The organism is Pseudomonas sp. 09C 129 (assembly GCF_002843625.1).
In the GTDB taxonomy this organism is placed as follows: Bacteria; Pseudomonadota; Gammaproteobacteria; order Pseudomonadales; family Pseudomonadaceae; genus Aquipseudomonas; species Aquipseudomonas chlororaphis.
Genome location: NZ_CP025261.1, coordinates 6,856,456 through 6,876,787, shown reverse-complemented (window position 1 = coordinate 6,876,787; position 20,332 = coordinate 6,856,456). Strand labels below are relative to the sequence as shown.

Below are 20,332 nucleotides of genomic sequence, written 5' to 3'. Positions count from 1 at the left end.
CGAGGCTGCGTACGACTGCGCGGCAGGCGCAAATCTGCCTGCACGTTTTGCCTGGCACACCGCATGGACATTTTTTGCGGCCGCTACGCGCCCGTACGCAGCCTCGCAGGCTCGGCAGCGGCTACAAGAGGCAGGGAATCAGTTGCTGGACAGCCGGTCGCCGCGGGCGAACTTCCAGGTGCGGATGATCTCCAGGCGGTCGATATCCGACAGGTCGCCGGTAAAGGGCGCGAACGGTGCCGCCAGGCGTACGATGCGTTGCGCCGCCTGGTCCAGCAGCGGCTGGCCGGAGGACTCCAGCACCAGCACCTCGTACAGAGAACCGTCGCGGTTGATCGAGACCATCAGCCGCAGGTTGCCGTAGATCTGCTTGCGCCGGGCTTCTTCCGGGTAGTTGAGGTTGCCGATGCGCTCGACCTTCTTGCGCCACTCATCCTTGTACCAGGCGCCCTTGTCGCGCATGGTCGAGGCCGCGCTCAGGCGGTGGATGCGCGGGCGCTTGGCGTACAGCTGCTGCTCCTGGGCCAGTTCGGCCTCCAGGCTGGCGATGTCGCTGGACAGCTGCTCGCTGTCGAACGTCGGCACGGGAACCTTGGGTTTGGCCTCGGTCTTGACCTCTTCACGCTTGGTGACGGTCTTTTTCGGCTTCGGCGCGGTAGTGGCGACCGCGGCCTTGGGCGCGGCTTCCTTGACCTCGGTCTTCGCCGGAGGCGGCGGGGTGACCTTATTGACCTTGTTTTCCTGGAACGGCGCCACTTCGGTGGTCTTCGGGATCGCTTTCTTGTCCAGGGTGCCACTGCCTTGCTGGTTTTCCTGGGCGAGGAAATCGGCCTTCTTCGGCTTGGTCTCGCTCTTGAAGGTGGCCAGGGTGATTTCCAGGGTCTTGCTGATCTGCTTGGGTTCGGCGAAGGAGAAACCCAGGCCGAGAATCAGCGCGATATGCAGCAGGGCAGCCAGGAACAGGGTAAACCCCAGGCGATCGGCCGGGCGCACGCCGCTGTGAGCCAGCTCGGGGGGCAGATCGGAAGGGAGAGCCATCAGCGGTTTACAAAAGTCATCAGCGGTTTACAAAAGTCATCAGCGGTTCACAAAAGTCATCAGCGGTTCAACATCACAAAAAGCATCACAAGACCAACATCGCGCGTTTCACAGGCGGCGCATGATAGCGCAATGTTGGTTTCAAGCCGTAAGCCTCAAGCTTCAAGCGACAAGCTGCATGTGACGCCGATCAAGCTTGTGGCTTGCGGCTTGCGGCTTGCAGCTTCTTCTCGATGGCATCCATCAGCATTGCGCCGATGTTGGTGCCAAAGGCGTTGTCGATCTCGCGGATGCAGGTCGGGCTGGTGACGTTGATTTCGGTCAGGTGCTCGCCGATCACGTCGAGCCCCACGAACAGCAGGCCTTTCTCGCGCAGGGTCGGGCCGACCTGTGCGGCGATCCAGCGATCTTTCTCGGTCAGCGGCCGGGCTTCGCCACGGCCACCGGCGGCGAGGTTGCCACGGGTTTCACCTTGGGCGGGAATCCGTGCCAGGCAGTAATCCACAGGTTCGCCGTCGATCATCAGGATGCGTTTGTCGCCATCGACGATGGCCGGCAGGTACTCCTGGATCATGATCTGCTGCTTGCCGTGCTGGGTCAGGGTTTCGAGGATCACCGAGAGGTTCGGGTGGCCGGCGGTGTGGCGGAAGATCGACGAGCCGCCCATGCCGTCCAGCGGTTTGAGGATCACGTCGCCGTGATGGTCGGCGAATTCGCGCAACACGTCCGGACGACGGCTGACGATGGTCGGCGGCGTGCACTGCGGGAACAGGGTGGCGAACAGCTTTTCATTGCAGTCACGCAGGCTCTGCGGCTTGTTGACCACCAGCACGCCGTCGCGCTCGGCCTGCTCCAGCAGGTAGGTGGAGTAGACGAACTCCATGTCGAACGGTGGGTCCTTGCGCATCAGGATCACGTCCAGCTCGCTCAGGGCGCTGTCGGTCTCGGCTTCCAGTTCGAACCACTTGTGCGGGTCGGCGAACACCTTCAGCGGGCGCATCCGCGCCCGGGCCACGCCACCGGTCGCCTGGTACAGGTCGCGCTGTTCCATATAGAACAGGGTCCAGCCGCGCTCCTGGGCGGCCAGCAGCATGGCCAGCGAGCTGTCCTTCTTATAGGAGATGCTGGCGATAGGGTCCATGACAATCCCGACGCGAACGCTCATGGGCGGTTTCCTCGAAAATTAGTGGGCGCAATGGCTTGCAAAATTGGCGTCAGAGTGGCGTCCGGGCGGTTCCCGGTCAAGGAAAAACCACCGCGCCGGTCGGCCGATAGATTGCATGGGGAGAGTATGCTAAAAAGGCTCGCATGCCGTGCTCAGGCCTTGAACATCAAGGGCTTGAGGCATTGGCCACCAGTACGGGCAGAAAATCGATTCGCTGTGGCGATGGTAGAGCAGATATGGAACAGCAATCCAGCGCCCTCAAGGTGATGGTGATCGATGATTCGAAGACGATTCGCCGCACGGCCGAAACGCTGCTGAAGAATGTGGGCTGTGAAGTCATCACCGCGGTCGACGGTTTCGAGGCCCTGGCCAAGATCGCCGACAACCACCCGGGCATCATTTTCGTCGACATCATGATGCCGCGGCTCGATGGCTATCAGACCTGCGCGTTGATCAAGAACAACAGCGCGTTCAAGTCCACGCCGGTGATTATGCTGTCCTCCAAGGACGGTCTGTTCGACAAGGCCAAGGGTCGCATCGTCGGCTCTGACCAGTTTTTGACCAAGCCTTTCAGCAAGGAAGAGCTGCTGAGCGCGATCAAGGCCCATGTGCCGGGGTTCGCCGCAGTAGAACAAGCACATTGAGGTTCGGCCGGCGGGCCGCACGCCTATTCGTATGGGGAAGACCATGGCTCGTATTCTGATCGTCGATGACTCGCCGACTGAAATGTACAAACTGACTGGCATGCTGGAAAAGCATGGCCATGAAGTCCTGAAGGCCGAAAACGGCGCCGACGGCGTGGCCCTGGCGCGCCAGGAAAAGCCCGACGCGGTCCTGATGGACATCGTCATGCCCGGCCTCAATGGTTTCCAGGCGACCCGTCAGTTGACCAAGGACGCGGAAACCAGCCATATCCCGGTGATCATCATCACCACCAAGGATCAGGAAACCGACAAGGTCTGGGGTACTCGCCAGGGTGCCAAGGATTACCTGACCAAGCCGGTCGACGAAGACACCCTGATCAAGACCCTGAACAGCGTCCTGGCCGGCTGACCGCCTGCGCCATGGCCGAGTCGCAAACCGCCTTCGAACTGCTGCTCGAGATCGACCAGCGCTGCCGCCTGCTGGCAGCCGACCTGCCTTCCCAGGAAACCCGCCAGCACGGCTGGAGCGGTATCGGCTTTCGCATCGGCGAGCATTGGTATGTGGCGCCGATGGGCGAAGTCAGCGAAGTCCTGCACGAGCCCCGTTACACCCTGCTGCCCGGGGTCAAGCCCTGGGTGAAAGGCGTGGCCAACCTGCGCGGACGGCTGCTGCCGATCATGGACCTGTGCGGGTTCTTCGGCCATGAGCTGTCGGCCCTGCGCAAGCAGCGGCGGGTGCTGGTGGTCGAGCACAAAGAGGTGTTCGCCGGCTTGATGGTGGACGAGGTGGCCGGCATGCAGCACTTCGAGCAGAGCAGCCTGGAAACCGCGGCCAGCGCTAGCGGACAGGGCGCCATCACGCCGTACCTGCGGGGGTATTTCCCGTGTGAGCAGGTCTGGTGGGTATTCAGTCCCTTCGCCCTGGCGCAGTCGCCGGGGTTCCTGGATGTGGCGCTGTAGGCGCGAGACCTGCTCGCGATGAATATTGCGCGATGAACCTGCAGGACCGCGCCGTCCATGGCGCGGGCAACAGAACAACCGGAGTTCAGGTGTGCAGATGCTAAAAGCCAACCCAGGCAAGCCAATGGAAGGATCGCGCAGCCGCTCGCAGATCATCGTGCTGTTCATCGCCCTGATCGTGTTCATCATGCTGCTGTTCGCCAACTTCGCTTATCTCAACACCCAGGCCACGTACGACAAGCAGTACATCGGCCACGCCGGCGAGTTGCGGGTGCTGTCCCAGCGCATCGCCAAGAACGCCACGGAAGCCGCGGCGGGCAAGGCCGCGGCATTCAAGCTGCTGGGCGATGCGCGCAACGATTTCGCCCAGCGCTGGGGCTACCTGAAAAAAGGCGACCCGGCCACCGGGCTGCCCGCCGCGCCGGTGGCGGTGCGTCAGGAAATGCGCGCGGTGCAGCAGGACTGGGACAAGCTGCTGCACAACGCCGACGCGATCCTGGCCAGCGAACAGACCGTATTGTCCCTGCATCAGGTGGCCGCGACCCTGGCGGAAACCGTGCCGCAGTTGCAGGTCGAGTATGAAAAGGTCGTGGAAATCCTCCTGCAGCGCGGCGCTCCGGCGGCCCAGGTGGCCATGGCGCAACGCCAGTCGTTGCTCGCCGAGCGCATTCTCGGCGCGGTGAATACTGTGCTGGCCGGCGACGAAAACGCGGTGCAGGCCGCGGATGTCTTCGGCCGTGACGCGGCGCGTTTCGGCCAGGTGCTCAGCGGCATGCTCCAGGGCAACCCGACCCTGAAGATCAGCCAGGTCGAGGACCGCGATGCGCGGGCGCGCCTGACCGAGATCAGCGAGCTGTTCCAGTTCGTCTCCGGCTCAGTGGACGAAATTCTCGAAACCTCCCCTGAGCTGTTCCAGGTTCGCGAATCGGCGAGCAATATCTTCAGCCTGTCGCAGACCCTGCTCGACGAGGCCTCGCACCTGGCCATCGGCTTCGAGAACCTGGCCGGCGGGCGTTCGCTGGACACCATCGGCGGTTATGTCCTGGGCCTGGCTGCGCTGGCCTCGATCATCCTCATTGGCCTGGTGATGGTCCGTGAAACCAATCGCCAGTTGCACGAGACTGCGGAGAAGAACGAGCGCAACCAGAACGCGATCATGCGTTTGCTGGACGAGATCGAAGACCTGGCCGACGGCGACCTCACCGTGACCGCCTCGGTGACCGAGGACTTCACCGGCACCATCGCCGACTCGATCAACTATTCCGTGGACCAGCTGCGCGACCTGGTGGCGACCATCAACCTCACCGCCGGCCAGGTCGCCGGCGCGGTGCAGGAAACCCAGGCCACCGCGATGCAACTGGCCGAAGCCTCGGAGCATCAGGCCCAGCAGATTTCCGAAGCCTCCACCGCGATCAACGAAATGGCCCAGTCGATCGATCAGGTGTCGGCCAACGCCGCCGAGTCCTCGGCGGTAGCCGAGCGTTCGGTGGAGATCGCCAACAAGGGCAACGAGGTGGTGCACAACACCATCCACGGCATGGACAACATCCGCGAGCAGATCCAGGACACTGCCAAGCGCATCAAGCGCCTGGGCGAGTCGTCCCAGGAAATTGGCGACATTGTCAGCCTGATCGATGACATTGCCGACCAGACCAATATCCTCGCCCTCAACGCGGCGATCCAGGCCTCCATGGCCGGGGATGCCGGGCGCGGCTTCGCGGTGGTGGCCGATGAGGTGCAGCGCCTGGCGGAACGTTCTTCGGCGGCGACCCGGCAGATCGAGACCCTGGTGCGGGCGATCCAGACCGACACCAACGAGGCGGTGATCTCCATGGAGCAGACCACCTCGGAAGTGGTGCGCGGCGCTCGGCTGGCGCAGGATGCCGGGGTGGCCCTGGAAGAAATCGAAGGCGTCTCCAAGACCCTGGCGGCGCTGATCCAGAGCATCTCCAACGCCGCCCAGCAGCAGACGTCGTCGGCCGGACAGATATCCTTGACCATGAACGTGATCCAGCAGATCACTTCACAGACTTCGTCCGGCTCGACCGCGACGGCCGAGAGCATCGGCAACCTGGCGAAAATGGCCAGCCAGCTGCGGCGCTCGGTGTCCGGTTTCACCTTGCCGGCCGGTCGCGAGCAGACGCCGCGGGACAACCGCTGAGGCCGGAGCACGACTTTGATGGGAATGGTAATGGGTGATCGGCACGACTATGTGGCCCTGGAATGGGTCAAGGGCGAAATTGCCGAAACGCTGAAGCAGGCCCACCAGGCGCTCGATCATCTGGTCGACGAGCCGCAGGCGGTGGAAGCGCTCGAGCAGTGCCTGGACTGCATCCATCAGGTCCACGGCAGCCTGCAGATGGTCGAGTTCTATGGTGCGGCGCTGCTCGCCGAAGAAATGGAAGCCCTGACCCTGGCCCTGCGCGAGTACCGCGTGGCCCAGCGGGACGAGGCGATCTATCTGCTGCGCCAAGCCATCAGCCAGTTGCCGCAGTACCTCGACCGGGTGCAAAGCGCGCGCCGCGACCTGCCGTTGGTGGTGTTGCCGCTGCTCAACGACCTGCGCAGCGCCCGGGGCGAAGGCTTGCTGAGCGAAACCAGCCTGTTCAGCCCGCAGCTGCCGGACCTGCCGGCGCTGGACCAGGCGGCACTGGACCGCCTGGCGCCCCCCGACCTGACCATCCTGCTGCGCAAGTTGCGGCACATGCTGCAAACCGCGCTGGTCGACCTGCTGCGCGAACAGGATGTGAAAAACAGCCTGGGCTACATGGCCAAGGTTTTCGAACGCCTCCAGGTGTTGTGCCAGAACGCCCCGCTGGGGCCCTTGTGGCAGATCGCCCTGGCCCTGGTGGAAGGCATGGGCAGCGGGGCGATCGCCAATAGCCCGGCGGTGCGCAGCCTGCTCAAGGATGCCGACCGCGAACTCAAGCGTCTCTATGAACAAGGCATCGCCGGGGTCAACCAGGCGGCCCCCGACGAACTGCTGAAAAGCCTGCTGTTTTACATCGCCAAGGCCCGCTACCCCACCGCGCAGATGCAGACCATGAAAGACACCTACGGACTCGATGACGCTTTGCCCGACAATGCGCTGGTCGACCAGGAGCGGGCGCGCATGGCCGGTCCCGACCGCGACGCCATGCGCTCGGTGCTGGCGGCCTTGTGCGAGGAATTGGTGCGGGTCAAGGAACGCCTGGACCTGTTCGTGCGCAGCGACCGCCAGCATGCGTCGGACCTGGACAGCCTGCTGGCGCCCCTGCGACAGATCGCCGACACCCTGGCGGTGCTGGGCTTCGGCCAGCCGCGCAAGGTCATCATCGACCAGCTGGCGGTGGTGCTGAGCCTGGCCCAGGGCCAGCGCGAACCGAATGACGCGGTGCTGATGGATGTGGCCGGGGCCCTGCTGTATGTCGAGGCGACCCTGGCCGGCATGGTCGGCCCGGCCGAACCCGAGAGCCGCGAAGAAAGCCGCCTGCCGACCACCGACCTGACCCAGATCCACCAACTGGTGATCAAGGAGGCGCGGATCTGCCTGCAACAGGCCAAGGACCTGATCGTCGACTACATCGACGCCGGTTGGGACCGCGAACACTTGCAGGCGCTGCCGGAGCTGCTGACCCAGGTGCGCGGCGCCCTGGCGATGGTTCCCCTGGGCCGTGCGGCGGGCCTGCTGCAAGCCTGCATCGGCTTCGTGCGCGAACACCTGCTGCTGGACCCGCGCCAGCCCGGCTGGCAGCAGCTGGACAATCTGGCCGACGTGATCACCAGCATCGAGTATTACCTGGAGCGCCTGAGCGACGATCCCCTGGCGCCGGGGGAAAAGATTCTCGACGTGGCCGAGCAGGGCCTGGCCGCGCTGGGCTATGCGCCACAAAAGCGGGCGCCGGACGAGTGGCTGCCGAACGAACAGGTGCCGCTGCTCAGCGATGTGCTCAGCCCCAACGAAGCCCTGGTGATGCAGGACCTGCAGGAACTGGACAGCCCGGAAGTGGCGCAGTCCCTGGCCGATGTACTGGCCAGCCCGGTCTCGGCGCTCAACCCGCCAGCGCTGGACACGCCGGGCAGCCTGTTGCCGCCGCCGGGCGATGAAGCGCCGGTGGACGACGAACTGCGCGAAGTCTTCCTCGAAGAGACCGACGAAGTGCTCGACGTGCTGCGCGAGCACCTGCCGCGCTGGGTCGCCGAGCCCCACGGCAAGGCAGCGCTGGGCGAACTGCGCCGGGCCTTCCACACCCTCAAGGGCAGCGGGCGGATGGTGCGCGCGCTGGTGCTGGGCGAGCTGGCCTGGGCCGTGGAGAACCTGCTCAACCGGGTCCTGGAACACAGCGTGGAACCGGGGCCGCAGGTGCGGCAATTGCTTGAAGAGGTCGTGCAGTTGCTGCCGGAGCTGGTCGCCGAGTTCGCCGCCCAGGCCCAGCGCCAGCGCGACGATGTCGACCGCCTGGCTGCCCGGGCGCATGCCCTGGCCAAGGGCGACACGGCGTTGCTAGACGGCTTGGCAGACGAGCTCGACCCGCAGTTGCTGGAGATCTTCCGCAACGAGGCCGAAACCCATCTGGAGAGCATCAAGCGCTTTCTCGAGCAGGCTGCCGAGCACCTGCCGCTGCAGGCCAGCGACGAATTGCAGCGCGCCTTGCACACCCTCAAGGGCAGCGCCTACATGGCCGGCGTGCTGCCGATCGCCGAGCTGGCGGCGCCGCTGGACCTGCTGGCCCGGGAATATCGCGCGCACCTGATGGCCCTGGACCTGGACGAGGTCGAGCTGCTGCTGGAGGCCGAAGGCCTGTTTCGCCGCAGCCTGCAACAGCTGGGCAGCGATCCGCTGGCGCCCATCGAAGGCGCCGCCGACCTGATCGAACGGGTCAAGGCACTGACCGCCGAGCGCCTGGAAGCCCTGCTCAACGCGCCCAATACCGGGCTGCGGGTCAAGCGCGATGCGCAATTGATCAGCAGCTTCCTGGCCCAGGGCATGGACATCCTGCTGGATGCCGAAACCCTGCTGCGCCGCTGGCAACAGCACCCCGGCGAGCGCCAGGAGCTCAGCGCGCTGCTGGACGAGTTGACCACCCTTGGCGAAGGCGCGCACCTGGCGGACCTGCAGCCGATGGATGAGCTGTGCGAAGCGCTGCTGGACCTGTACGGCGCCGTGGAAGAAAGCAGCCTGGCGGTGGGCGAACGGTTTTTCCATGAGGCGGAAAACGCCCACGAAGCCCTGATCAACATGCTCGACGAACTGGCCGCCGGCCAGGAAGTCAGCCCGCAACCGGCCATGGTCCGGGCCTTGCGCGAACTGCTCGAGGAAAGCCTCGACCCGTCGGCCATGGGCCTGATCCGCAGCGACGGCAGCCGCACCCTGAGCATCACCGACCTGGCCAGTGCCACCGCCGAGATGGAGCAGGAGGCGCAGATCGAGGTGGAGGGGCCGGACGATGAAATCGTGGCGATCTTCCTCGAAGAGGCGATGGATATTCTCGAAAGCGCCGGCCAGGCCTTGCAGCGCTGGCTGGCCGACCCGGACAACGGCGCGCCGCTGTCTTCCCTGCAGCGCGACCTGCACACCCTCAAGGGCGGCGCGCGCATGGCCGAAGTCGGCCCGGTGGGCGACCTGGCCCAGGAACTGGAAAACCTCTACGAAGGCCTGGTGGATCGCCGTTACCAGCATGGCGAGGCCCTGGTCGACCTGCTGCAACGCAGCCATGCGCAACTGGCGCTGCTGTTGCAGCAATTGCAGGCACAGCAAGCGCTGAGCGATCCCAAGGCGCTGATCGAAGCGATCCGCGGTTTTCGCCAGCGCAGCGGGGTCACCAGCGAGGTGTCCGAGGCCGCGGTGACCGACGATTCGGCGGCCCACGATCCGGAGCTGCTGGAGATCTTCCTCGAAGAAGGCTTCGACATTCTCGACAGTTCGGGGGCGGCGCTGACGCGCTGGCAGGCCGAGCCGGCCAGCCGCCAGGAAGTGGAAACCCTGTTGCGTGACCTGCACACCCTCAAGGGCGGTGCGCGCATGGTGGAGATCGTGCCGATCGGCGACCTGGTCCATGAACTGGAGTTTCTCTATGAAGGCTTGTCCGCGGGCTTGCTGCAACCGACCCCGGCGCTGTTCGGCCTGTTGCAGAAAAGCCAGGACCGCCTGGCGCAGATGCTCGACGCCGCCCGCGCCGAACAACCGATCAAGCCGGCCGACAGCCTGATCGAGGCGATTCGCGGCTTTACTCATCCGGCCCAGGCCGAAGCGCCGCCTCTGTTGCTGCCCGACCTTAGCCCGCCGAGCAAACCCGAACCGCCGGTGGCGCAGGCGGAAGTCGCGGTGGCCGGGGATATGGTCAAGGTCTCGGCCGAGTTGCTGGACGACCTGGTCAACCTGGCCGGGGAAACCTCGATCTTCCGTGGGCGCATCGAGCAACAGGTCAACGATGCGCGGGTGGCCCTGAGCGAAATGGAAACCACCATCGAGCGTATCCGTGACCAGTTGCGCCGCCTGGACACCGAAACCCAGGGGCGGATTCTCAGCCGCCAGCAGGTCGAGGCCGAGCGCCTGGGCTACGAGGAATTCGATCCGCTGGAGATGGACCGCCATTCGCAGTTGCAGCAACTGTCGCGGGCCCTGTTCGAGTCGGCGTCCGACCTGCTCGACCTCAAGGAAACCCTGGACCGGCGCAACCAGGACGCGGAAAACCTGTTGCAGCAGCAAGGGCGGGTCAATACCGAATTGCAGGAAGGCCTGATGCGCACGCGCATGGTGCCGTTCGAGCGTCTGGTGCCGCGCCTCAAGCGCATCGTCCGCCAGGTGGCCGAGGAGTTGGGCAAGGATGTCTCGTTCAGCGTCGGCAACGCCGAGGGCGAGATGGACCGCAACGTGCTGGAGCGCATGGTTGCGCCCCTGGAGCACATGCTGCGCAACGCCGTCGACCATGGCCTGGAGTCCGCCGAGGTGCGCCGCGCCTCGGGCAAGCCGGAGCAGGGGCGGATCACCCTGGACCTGTCCCACGAAGGTGGCGATATCGTTTTCGACATGCGCGACGACGGCGCCGGGGTGCCGCTGGAGGCGGTGCGGCGCAAGGCGATCAAGCGTGGCCTGCTCGCCCCCAATGCCGAGATCAGCGACCGTGACGTGCTGCAATTCATCATGCAGCCGGGGTTTTCCACGGCGGAGAAAATCACCCAGATTTCCGGGCGCGGGGTGGGCATGGACGTGGTCCATGAAGAGGTGCGCCAGCTCGGCGGCTCGATGACCATCGACTCGATCCCGGGGCAGGGCGTGCATTTCCGTATCCGCCTGCCGTTCACCCTGTCGGTCAACCGCGCGCTGATGGTGCAGTGCCTGGAGGAGCAGTACGCGATCCCGCTGAACACCATCGAAGGCATCGTGCGGGTGCTGCCCAACGAACTGGAAAGCCATTACCAGCTCGACCCGCCCCATTACGTATACGCCGGCCAGCGCTATGAGCTGTGCTACCTCGGCGAGCTGCTGCACACCGTGGCCCGGCCGAAGCTGCTGGGGCAGAGCCTGCCGCTGCCAGTGCTGCTGGTGCATTACAACGAGCACCGGATCGCCGTGCAGGTGGATGCCATGGCCGGCACCCGGGAGATTGTGGTCAAGAGCCTGGGGCCGCAGTTCGCGGCGGTGCAGGGGCTGTCTGGCGCGACCATCCTCGGCGATGGCCGGGTGGTGCTGATCCTCGATCTGCTGGCGCATATCCGCGCCCTGCAAACGCGCTTGCCGGTGCCGCGCATGGCGGCCGGCGACGAAGTGATTGCCGAGGTCGAACCGCTGCGGCCGAGGCTGGTGCTGGTGGTCGACGATTCGGTGACGGTGCGCAAGGTCACCAGCCGCCTGCTGGAACGCCACGGCATGAACGTGCTGACCGCCAAGGACGGGGTCGACGCCATGGCGCTGTTGCAGGAGCACACCCCGGACCTGATGCTGCTGGACATCGAAATGCCGCGCATGGACGGCTTCGAGGTGGCGATGCAGGTGCGCGCCGACCCGCGCCTGCACCAGCTGCCGATCATCATGATCACTTCGCGCACCGGCCAGAAGCACCGCGACCGGGCCATGGCCATCGGCGTCAACGACTACCTCGGCAAGCCTTATCAGGAGTCGGTGCTGCTGGAGAGCATCGCCCAGTGGAGCAGACCCCATGCATGACTACCGCGCCAGCTTCCTCACCGGACTGCTGCTGCCCCTGGCCGACCGCACCCTGATCCTGCCCAACGTCGCGGTGGCCGAATTGATCGACTATCAACGCGGCGAGCCGGCCAGCGACGCGCCGCCCTGGTACCTGCGTTCTGTTGCCTGGCGCGACCGCCAGCTGCCGCTGATCAGCTTCGAGGCCGCTTGCGGCCAGCCCCTGGCCATCGGCGAGCGCGCGCGCATCGTCGTGCTCAATACCCTGGGCGGTCGCGAGCGCCTGAAGTTCATTGCCTTGGTGATCCAGGGCATCCCGCGCTCCTGCCGGCTCGACAGCCAGCTGAGCTACGTCGACGTGCCGCTGTGCCGGCTGGAGAAGGCCGCGGTACAGGTGGGGGAGCAGGTGGCGAAGATTCCGGATCTGTTGGGGTTGGAGGAGATGCTAGTGAAGGCGGGGTTGTCCTAGGCCCTGTCGAGCGGCTTGATCGTTCCCAGAAAGGGACCTATCGGTCCCTATTTGGGACTGATGGGGGCAACTATGTTGGGCGACGTAGCCTCTGGTTTTTGGTGTGACATCGGACCTGTAGGAGCGAGCTTGCTCGCGATGGCGCCCATCCTGGCGCTGCATTTTTTGGACGGGGTGCATATCCATTCCTGCGGTAACGGCGGCTGGCGGTTTCGCCCTTACGGCGAGTCACTTTTTTTCAAACGCCGGAATGCCGGCCCAGCAAAAAGTAACCAAAAAACGCTTGCCCCTGCGTACGGCCTTCGCTGCGCTCAGGTTCCCTCGCTCCGGCGTTCATCAGGGGGCATCGACTCCGGTCGGCTTCGCTTCGACCTCCATACGATGTCCTCGACTGCGTCGAGGGGCGCTGCGCGCCTGTCCCCTGATGAACGCCTCCACTCGGCCTCCCGATGGGGCGGGTAGATCAAGATCAAAAGCTGGCGCTGGCGCGACCTACCGGTCGGCGCAAACCCTGTAGCCGCTGCCGAGCCTGCGAGGCTGCGTACGAGGACGTAGTCCTCGCCAAACCTGGCGACGCGGTCTATCGGGAGAAATGAGGTGTCTGCTTTTGCGCCCGCTTCGCGGTCGTGCGCAGCCTCGCAGGCTCGGCAGCGGCTACATGCAGTGTCCGGAGGTGTTAGCGGGCATTTCAGCCGTAGAGAGTGGCAACAGTTTGCCGGTTGCTGGGGCGGATATCAGGCTCCATAGTCCGGGCTGTCGCCGACGCATCGGCGACCGATCTTAGCCGGTCGAAACAAGTTAATGGATGCATCAGTGCCCCGTATAATACCGAGCGCTTGTCGCTTGGCATTTGCTATGGCGGCTGTGCGCGGGACACCTTCGGGTGTGTCGGGCTTCCATTCTTGTCCCGGCCGGCTAACCCGCGCCCAGCTGCCACCTATTTTGTTTAGCCGCAAAGGGTGGTTGCTCTACACAAGATGGAGAAACACCCATGACTGAGTTCATCCCGCTGCAAAGCAATCTCACCTCCACCCCAGTGCTCTACCTCAACCCCAAGGCCTCGGCGGCCGACCTGCACGGCTGCGCTGTGCAGCGCATCAAAGCCACCCGCGATCTGATGCACAGCCTCAACTGCCTGAGCCTCAAAGGCGTCCACGACCAGGACTTGCAGCACATCGTCAATGCGGCCCATCTGCTGCTGCAGGATGGCTGCGATGCGCTGGATGCGTTGCAGTGGCGGATCGAGGCTTAAGCGCAAGGTTGTCTATGGGGCGTAGGCGTGATGGCCTGCGCCCTTGATCATTACCCTCACCGTAACGATCCACCACTCTGCTTGATTGATGCCATGCCTCCTGCGCTCCTAAGGTAGCGGCCACGACAGCGAACCCGTGGAGTGAGCATGACAACAACAATATCCCCCGACTCGCGCTGGACGCGGCGACGCGCTGAAAAGCAGCGGCGTCTCGAGCAGGTGCGGGGTCTCGCCGATGGCGCCGTGTTGCCCACCGACAAGATAGTCGCGGCGCTGGAGGCGTTGATTCTGCCCGGCGACCGCGTGGTGCTGGAGGGCAACAACCAGAAGCAGGCGGACTTCCTGTCGCGCTCCCTGGTCAAGGCCGACCCGGGCCGCCTGCACGACCTGCACATGATCATGCCCAGCGTCGGCCGCTCGGAGCACCTGGACCTGTTCGAACGCGGCATCGCCCGCAAGCTCGACTTCTCCTTCGCCGGCACCCAGAGCCTGCGCATTAGCCAGTTGCTGGAAGACGGCCTGCTGGAAATCGGCGCCATCCACACCTACATCGAGCTCTATGCGCGGCTGGTGGTGGACCTGATCCCCAACGTGGTGCTCTCGGCCGGGTTCATGGCCGACCGCGCGGGCAATATCTATACCGGGCCGAGCACCGAGGACACCCCGGCGCTGATCGAGCCGGCGGCGTTCAGTGATGGCATCGTCATCGTCCAGGTCAACCAGCTGGTGGACGACGTCAGCGAGTTGCCGCGGGTGGATATCCCGGCGTCCTGGGTCGACTTCGTGGTGGTGGCCGACAAGCCGTTCTACATCGAACCGCTGTTCACCCGTGACCCGCGCCACATCAAGCCGGTGCATGTGCTGATGGCGATGATGGCGATCCGCGGCATCTATGAAAAACACAAGGTCCAGTCGCTCAACCACGGCATCGGCTTCAACACCGCGGCCATCGAGCTGATCCTGCCGACCTACGGCGAATCCCTGGGCCTGAAAGGCAAGATCTGCCGCAACTGGACCCTCAACCCCCACCCGACCCTGATCCCGGCCATCGAAAGCGGCTGGGTGGAAAGCGTGCATTGCTTTGGCACCGAGCTGGGCATGGAAAACTACATCGCCGCGCGGCCGGATGTGTTCTTCACCGGGCGCGACGGTTCGTTGCGTTCCAACCGGATGTTCTGCCAGCTGGCCGGGCAGTACGCGGTGGACCTGTTTATCGGCGCGACCCTGCAGGTCGATGGCGACGGCCATTCCTCCACCGTGACCCGTGGCCGCCTGGCCGGCTTCGGCGGTGCGCCGAACATGGGCCACGACCCCCGTGGCCGGCGCCACGGCACCCCGGCCTGGCTGGATATGCGCCACGACGACGCGCAACAACCGATGCTGGAGCGAGGCAAGAAGCTGGTGGTGCAGATGGTCGAGACCTTCCAGGAAGGCGGCAAACCGACCTTCGTCGAAACCCTCGACGCCGTGGAAGTGGCGAAGAAAAGCGGTATGCCCCTGGCGCCGATCATGATCTATGGCGACGACGTCACCCACCTGCTGACCGAAGAGGGCATCGCCTACCTGTACAAGGCGCGTTCCCTGGAAGAGCGCCAGGCGATGATCGCGGCGGTGGCCGGGGTGACCGCCATCGGCCTGCGCCACAACCCGAAAGACACCGCGCGCATGCGCCGCGAAGGCCTGATCGCCTTGCCCGAAGACCTCGGTATCCGCCGTACCGACGCCAGCCGCGAGCTGCTGGCGGCGAAAAGCGTCGCCGACCTGGTGGAGTGGTCGGGTGGCCTGTACAACCCGCCCGCCAAGTTCAGGAGCTGGTAAATGCACGCCTTCAACCTGCAAAGCAAACCCCTGAGCCTGGCCGAGCGCCTGGCGGACCTGGCGGTGGACGCGCTGATCGACGAGGCCGACCTGTCGCCGAAACCGGCCCTGGTCGACCGTCGCGGCAACGGCGCCCATAGCGATCTGCACCTGGGGCTGATGCACGCCTCGGCGCTGTCGCTGTGGCCGGCCTTCAAGGAAATGGCCGACGCCGCCAGCGTGTTCGGCGCGGTCGGCCTACCCCTGCGCGAAGCCCTGGGCCGCATCGGCCGTGAAGGCGAAGCGGCGATGCTCGCTACGACTAACGGGGTGAACACTCATCGTGGCGCGATCTGGGCCCTGGGCCTGTTGGTGGCCGCCGCCGCGCTGGAACCTCAGGCCAACAGCGTCGGCGCCCTGTGCCTGCGGGCCGCGCGCCTGGCGCTGCTGGACGACCGTTACGCGCCGCGACCCCTCAGCCACGGCGCGCAAGTGGCGTTGCGCTATGGCGTGCGCGGCGCCCGCGAAGAAGCCCAGCTGGGTTTTCCAGCGGTGCTGCAACGGGGCCTGCCGCAACTCGAACGCAGCCGTGCCCAGGGGCATGGCGAACAGAACGCCCGGCTCGATGCGCTGCTGGCGATCATGACCAGCCTGGCCGACACCTGCGTGCTCTATCGCGCTGGCGAGGCGGGCCTGCGGGCCATGCAACAGGGTGCCCAGGCGGTGCTCGACGCCGGCGGCAGCGCCAGCCTGGCCGGGCGTCGCCGCCTGCATGAGCTGGACCAGTGCCTGCTGGCCTTGAACGCCTCGCCCGGTGGCGCCGCGGACTTGCTCGCGGCCTGCCTGCTGATCGACCGGATCGCCTCCGGCGCCGCCTTTATCCAGGGAGCAGTGTGATGGAAACCTTGTCTTTCGAATTTCCCGCCGGGCAACCCGCCCGGGGCCGGGCGCTGGTGGGCTGTGTCGGCTCGGGCGACCTGGAGGTGCTGCTCAAGCCCGGGCAGCCCGGCAAGCTGAGCATTCAGGTGCAGACCTCGGTCAACGGCAGTGCGTCGCGCTGGCAGCATCTGTTCGAGCGCATGTTCGACGGCCAGACGCCGCCGGCCCTGAGCATCGACATCCATGATTTCGGCGCCACCCCGGGCGTGGTACGCCTGCGCCTGGAGCAGGGCTTCGAGGAGATCGGCCATGACTGACAGCGCCCGGTTGCTCAACAAACACAGCTTCGTCGAACTCAGTGCCCGGCAGCGGGCCAAGGCCCTGCTCGACGCCGGCAGCTTTCGCGAGTTGCTTGATCCGTTCCAGCGCGTCATGTCGCCGTGGCTGGCGCGCCAGGGCGTGGTGCCCCAGGCCGATGACGGGGTGGTGATCGCCAAGGGCCGCATCGACGGCCTGCCGGTGGTGATCGCCGCCATCGAAGGCGCGTTCCAGGGCGGCAGCCTCGGCGAGGTCGGCGGGGCGAAGATTGCCGGCGCCCTGGAGCTGGCGGCCGAAGACAACCGCAAGGGCATTGCTACCCGCGCCGTACTGCTGCTGGAAACCGGTGGCGTGCGCCTGCAGGAAGCCAATCTCGGGCTGGCGGCGATTGCCGACATTCACGCAGCCATCGTCGACCTGCGCCAGTACCAGCCGGTGATAGGCGTGGTGGCCGGCAGCGTCGGCTGTTTTGGCGGCATGTCGATTGCCGCCGGGCTGTGCAGCTACCTGCTGGTGACCCAGGAGGCGCGCCTGGGCCTCAACGGTCCGCAGGTGATCGAGCAGGAAGCCGGCCTCGAGGAATACGACTCCCGCGACCGACCCTTTATCTGGAGCCTGACCGGCGGCGAGCAGCGTTTCGCCAGCGGCCTGGCGGACCGCTATGTGGCCGACGACGTGGCGCAGATCCGCCAACAGGTCGGCGAACTGTTGGCCCAGGGCCTGCCCAGCGCGCAACGCAGCCGGCAGGCCGAGCTGTACCTGCAACGCCTGGCCCGGCTGGACAGCCACCCACAGATCGACCCGGCGACGGTTCGCCAGCTGTATCGAGGAGACCGCTCATGAGTGCTTATTCCCTGCGGGGCCTGCATTGGTTCACGGCCCTGAGCGCGGGCGCCGCCCCGGTAGCGGGTTTGCCGGCCTCGTTGAAGGTGGCGGACGCCACGCTGGAGCAACAACCGGTACGGTTTATCGCCGTGGTCGCCGACCCGGCCAACCCTTTTGTGCGGGCGCGCAATGGTGAGGTCGGCCTGCTGGAAGGCTGGGGCCTGGCCAAGGCGGTGGACGACGCGATCGAGGCCGACCGTGAGCAGAGCGTCAAGCGCGCGCTGATCGCCATAGTCGACGTGCCGAGCCAGGCCTATGGGCGTCGCGAAGAGGCCCTGGGCATCCATCAGGCCCTGGCCGCGGCCGCCGACAGCTATGCCCGGGCCCGGCTGGCCGGGCATCCGGTGATCGGCCTGCTGGTGGGCAAGGCCATGTCCGGGGCCTTCCTGGCCCACGGTTACCAGGCCAACCGCCTGATCGCCCTGCGCGATCCGGGGGTGATGGTGCACGCCATGGGCAAGGTCTCGGCGGCGCGGGTCACCTTGCGCAGCGTCGAGGAACTGGAGGCCCTGGCCGCCAGCGTGCCGCCCATGGCGTACGACATCGACAGCTATGCCAGCCTCGGTCTGCTCTGGGAGACCTTGTCGGTCAGCCAGATCGAACAGCCGACCGTCGACGACCTGACCCTGGTACGGCAATGCCTGGGTCAGGCGATTGCCGATGCGCGGGCCCATGGCCGCGATCTGTCGGGACGCCTGGGCGCCAGCAACCGTGGCGCTTCCAGCCGGGTCCGCCAGCTGTTGCGCGAGCAATGGTGAGCGCCATGACCAGCGCCTTGCTGCCCCATGACCTGCTGTGGGGCCTGTCCCCTCGGCAGTTGCCCGCCGATGCCCCGGCCTGGGCGGTGGCGGCCATGGCCGCCGGGCAACCGGTGGTGGTGCGCCGCGCCTTGACCGCGCCCGGGCAGGTGGCGGTGGGCGTGCGTGGGCGGCTGCGCGAGCAACGCTACGGGACGCTGATGGCGGTGGCGGCCATCGAGCGCCGGGTGCGCCCGGAAGAGCTGTGTTATGCCGAGTCGGATCGGGACTGGCCAGCGCTCCAGACGCTGGCTCGGTTGCGTGAACCTTTGGACGCCCTTGGCCTGGCCTGGGGTGTCAGCGGCAGCGCCGGTTTTGAACTGGCCAGCGGCGTGCCGGCGCTGCATCGACACAGCGACCTGGACCTGATCCTGCGCACTGCGCAGCCCATGGACCGGGCCGAGGCCCGGGCGTTGCTGGCGCTGCTCGACGCCGCTGTCTGCCCGGTGGACCTGCAATTGCAGACACCCAACGGCGCCGTGGCCCTGCGCGAGTGGGCCGGGACATCGGCGCGGGTGCTGCTGAAAAGCGCCAGCGGCGCGCGGCTGGTCGGCGATCCGTGGCAGGCCCTGGAGCAGGTGGCGTGAGCAGCCTGCTGGTGTTTCCGGGCCAGGGCGCGCAGCAGCCGGGGATGTTGCATCGGCTGCCGCCCAGCGCCCTGGCCGAGTCCTGCCTGCAACAGGCGAGCGAGGTCCTGGGCGAGGATGCCCTGGCCCTGGATTCGCCCCAGGCCCTGGCGAGCACCCGGGCGGTGCAGTTGTGCCTGCTGATCGCCGGCGTGGCCCATGCCCGGGTGTTGCTGGAAAACGGGCCGGGCGCGGATTACGTGGCGGGCCTGTCGATTGGCGCCTACCCCGCCGCGGTGGTGGCCGGGGTGCTGGATTTCGGCGATGCGCTGCGTCTGGTCAGCCTGCGCGGCGAGCTGATGCAGCAGGCCTATCCGCAGGGTTATGGCATGACCGCGATCATCGGCCTGCAACTGGCGACGGTGGAGGCTTTGCTGGCCTGGGTGCACAGCCCGGCCAGCCCGGTGTACCTGGCCAATATCAACGCCGACAGCCAGGTGGTGATCGCCGGCAGCGATGCCGCCATGGCCCAGGTCGCCGAGCTGGCCCGGGGCTGCGGGGTCGGCGTGGCCAAGCGCCTGGCGGTCAGTGTGCCGTCCCATTGCCCGCTGCTGGAGCCGCCGGCCCAGGCCCTGGCCGAGGCGTTCGCCAGGGTGGCGTTGCAGCCGCCGCGCCTGGGTTACCTGAGCGGCAGCCGCGCGCGGCCGCTGCGTACGCCGGAGCAGTTGCGCGACGACCTGGCGTTCAACATGTGCCGGGTGGTGGATTGGCGCGGCACCGTGCAAAGCGCCTACGAGCGCGGCGTGCGGCTGCAGATCGAACTGCCGCCCGGCGCGGTGTTGACCGCTCTGGCGCGCCGGGTGTTCGAGCAGGGCACCGTGATGGCCTGCGACGGGGCCCGGCTCGACACCCTGCAAGCGCTGTTGCGTGAGGAGGGAAACCGCCAACCCTAGACACCGACTCAAGCTGGCGAAGCACAAGAACAACAACTTCGACGATGCACTTTGAGGACTACAACAATGATTATTTACGGTGTGGCGCTGCTGGCGATCTGTACGCTGGCAGGGGTGATTATCGGTGACATGCTCGGCGTCCTGCTGGGGGTGAAATCCAACGTCGGCGGTGTCGGCATCGCGATGATCCTGCTGATCTGCGCGCGGCTGTGGATGCACAGGCACGGCGGCATGACCAAGGACTGCGAGATGGGCGTCGGCTTCTGGGGCGCCATGTACATCCCGGTGGTGGTGGCCATGGCCGCGCAACAGAACGTGGTCACCGCCCTGCACGGCGGCCCGGTGGCGGTGCTGGCGGCCATTGGTTCGGTGGTGCTCTGTGGTTGCACCATCGCCCTGATCAGCCGCACCAACAAAGGCGAACCGTTGCCGGACGAACCGGACGCTGTCGCCCCTGGTGCCGCTCCGGCAGGGGGACGCTGAT

Annotated in this window: 17 protein-coding genes; 15 read left to right on the top strand and 2 right to left on the bottom strand. The window is 66.1% G+C overall.

The annotated features are described in order from the left end of the window. Positions 1 to 138: 138 nt before the first annotated feature. The gene (locus CXQ81_RS30830) at positions 139 to 1,038 is read right to left on the bottom strand and encodes an energy transducer TonB (RefSeq protein ID WP_007929970.1); all 900 of its coding nucleotides are present in this window, start codon (positions 1,036 to 1,038) and stop codon (positions 139 to 141) included. 190 nt (positions 1,039 to 1,228) lie between these two features. Beyond that, complete coding sequence (gene gshB / locus CXQ81_RS30825) at positions 1,229 to 2,203, bottom strand: glutathione synthase (RefSeq protein ID WP_007929968.1); 975 nt, start codon at positions 2,201 to 2,203, stop codon at positions 1,229 to 1,231. A gap of 236 nt (positions 2,204 to 2,439) precedes the next feature. Between gshB and pilG the strand changes: the two genes are divergently transcribed. From pilG to madL, 15 genes are all read left to right on the top strand, one after another. Then, the gene (pilG, locus tag CXQ81_RS30820) at positions 2,440 to 2,847 is read left to right on the top strand and encodes a twitching motility response regulator PilG (protein ID WP_007929962.1); all 408 of its coding nucleotides are present in this window, start codon (positions 2,440 to 2,442) and stop codon (positions 2,845 to 2,847) included. Positions 2,848 to 2,890: 43 nt separating this feature from the next. After that, complete coding sequence (gene pilH, locus CXQ81_RS30815) at positions 2,891 to 3,256, top strand: twitching motility response regulator PilH (RefSeq protein WP_007929961.1); 366 nt, start codon at positions 2,891 to 2,893, stop codon at positions 3,254 to 3,256. A gap of 11 nt (positions 3,257 to 3,267) precedes the next feature. After that, entirely contained in the window at positions 3,268 to 3,807 is a 540-nt protein-coding gene (locus tag CXQ81_RS30810; protein ID WP_101339359.1) for a chemotaxis protein CheW, read from the top strand. Positions 3,808 to 3,904: 97 nt separating this feature from the next. Further along, positions 3,905 to 5,968 (top strand): methyl-accepting chemotaxis protein, encoded by a 2,064-nt coding sequence (locus CXQ81_RS30805; RefSeq protein WP_037035562.1) that lies wholly within the window; start codon positions 3,905 to 3,907, stop codon positions 5,966 to 5,968. Between the two features lie 30 nt (positions 5,969 to 5,998). Continuing rightward, positions 5,999 to 11,953 (top strand): Hpt domain-containing protein, encoded by a 5,955-nt coding sequence (locus tag CXQ81_RS30800; protein ID WP_101339358.1) that lies wholly within the window; start codon positions 5,999 to 6,001, stop codon positions 11,951 to 11,953. Next, the gene (locus CXQ81_RS30795; RefSeq protein WP_009046013.1) at positions 11,946 to 12,401 is read left to right on the top strand and encodes a chemotaxis protein CheW; all 456 of its coding nucleotides are present in this window, start codon (positions 11,946 to 11,948) and stop codon (positions 12,399 to 12,401) included. The genes CXQ81_RS30800 and CXQ81_RS30795 overlap by 8 nt, the downstream gene beginning before the upstream one ends. 991 nt (positions 12,402 to 13,392) lie before the next feature. Beyond that, a complete protein-coding gene (locus CXQ81_RS30790) occupies positions 13,393 to 13,653 on the top strand; it encodes a hypothetical protein (RefSeq protein ID WP_101339357.1) in 261 nt (86 codons plus the stop codon). A 147-nt stretch (positions 13,654 to 13,800) separates the two neighbouring features. Further along, a complete protein-coding gene (mdcA, locus tag CXQ81_RS30785) occupies positions 13,801 to 15,471 on the top strand; it encodes a malonate decarboxylase subunit alpha (protein ID WP_101339356.1) in 1,671 nt (556 codons plus the stop codon). Further along, a complete protein-coding gene (locus CXQ81_RS30780) occupies positions 15,472 to 16,347 on the top strand; it encodes a triphosphoribosyl-dephospho-CoA synthase (RefSeq protein ID WP_101339355.1) in 876 nt (291 codons plus the stop codon). After that, positions 16,347 to 16,646, top strand: coding sequence for a malonate decarboxylase subunit delta (locus CXQ81_RS30775; RefSeq protein ID WP_101339354.1), 300 nt, complete (start codon positions 16,347 to 16,349; stop codon positions 16,644 to 16,646). Before CXQ81_RS30780 ends, CXQ81_RS30775 begins: the two co-directional genes overlap by 1 nt. Beyond that, positions 16,639 to 17,490: a biotin-independent malonate decarboxylase subunit beta gene (locus tag CXQ81_RS30770; protein WP_101339353.1), complete on the top strand. Its 852-nt coding sequence runs from the start codon at positions 16,639 to 16,641 to the stop codon at positions 17,488 to 17,490. Before CXQ81_RS30775 ends, CXQ81_RS30770 begins: the two co-directional genes overlap by 8 nt. Then, positions 17,487 to 18,290 carry a biotin-independent malonate decarboxylase subunit gamma gene (mdcE, locus tag CXQ81_RS30765; RefSeq protein ID WP_101339352.1) on the top strand — a complete coding sequence of 268 codons (804 nt, stop codon included), beginning with the start codon at positions 17,487 to 17,489 and terminating at the stop codon, positions 18,288 to 18,290. The genes CXQ81_RS30770 and mdcE overlap by 4 nt, the downstream gene beginning before the upstream one ends. Before the next feature lie 5 nt (positions 18,291 to 18,295). Beyond that, entirely contained in the window at positions 18,296 to 18,916 is a 621-nt protein-coding gene (locus tag CXQ81_RS30760; protein WP_101339496.1) for a malonate decarboxylase holo-ACP synthase, read from the top strand. Continuing rightward, positions 18,913 to 19,848: a malonate decarboxylase subunit epsilon gene (gene mdcH / locus CXQ81_RS30755; protein ID WP_101339351.1), complete on the top strand. Its 936-nt coding sequence runs from the start codon at positions 18,913 to 18,915 to the stop codon at positions 19,846 to 19,848. The genes CXQ81_RS30760 and mdcH overlap by 4 nt, the downstream gene beginning before the upstream one ends. Before the next feature lie 66 nt (positions 19,849 to 19,914). Then, positions 19,915 to 20,331 (top strand): malonate transporter subunit MadL, encoded by a 417-nt coding sequence (gene madL, locus CXQ81_RS30750; protein ID WP_053262968.1) that lies wholly within the window; start codon positions 19,915 to 19,917, stop codon positions 20,329 to 20,331. Position 20,332 lies beyond the last annotated feature (1 nt).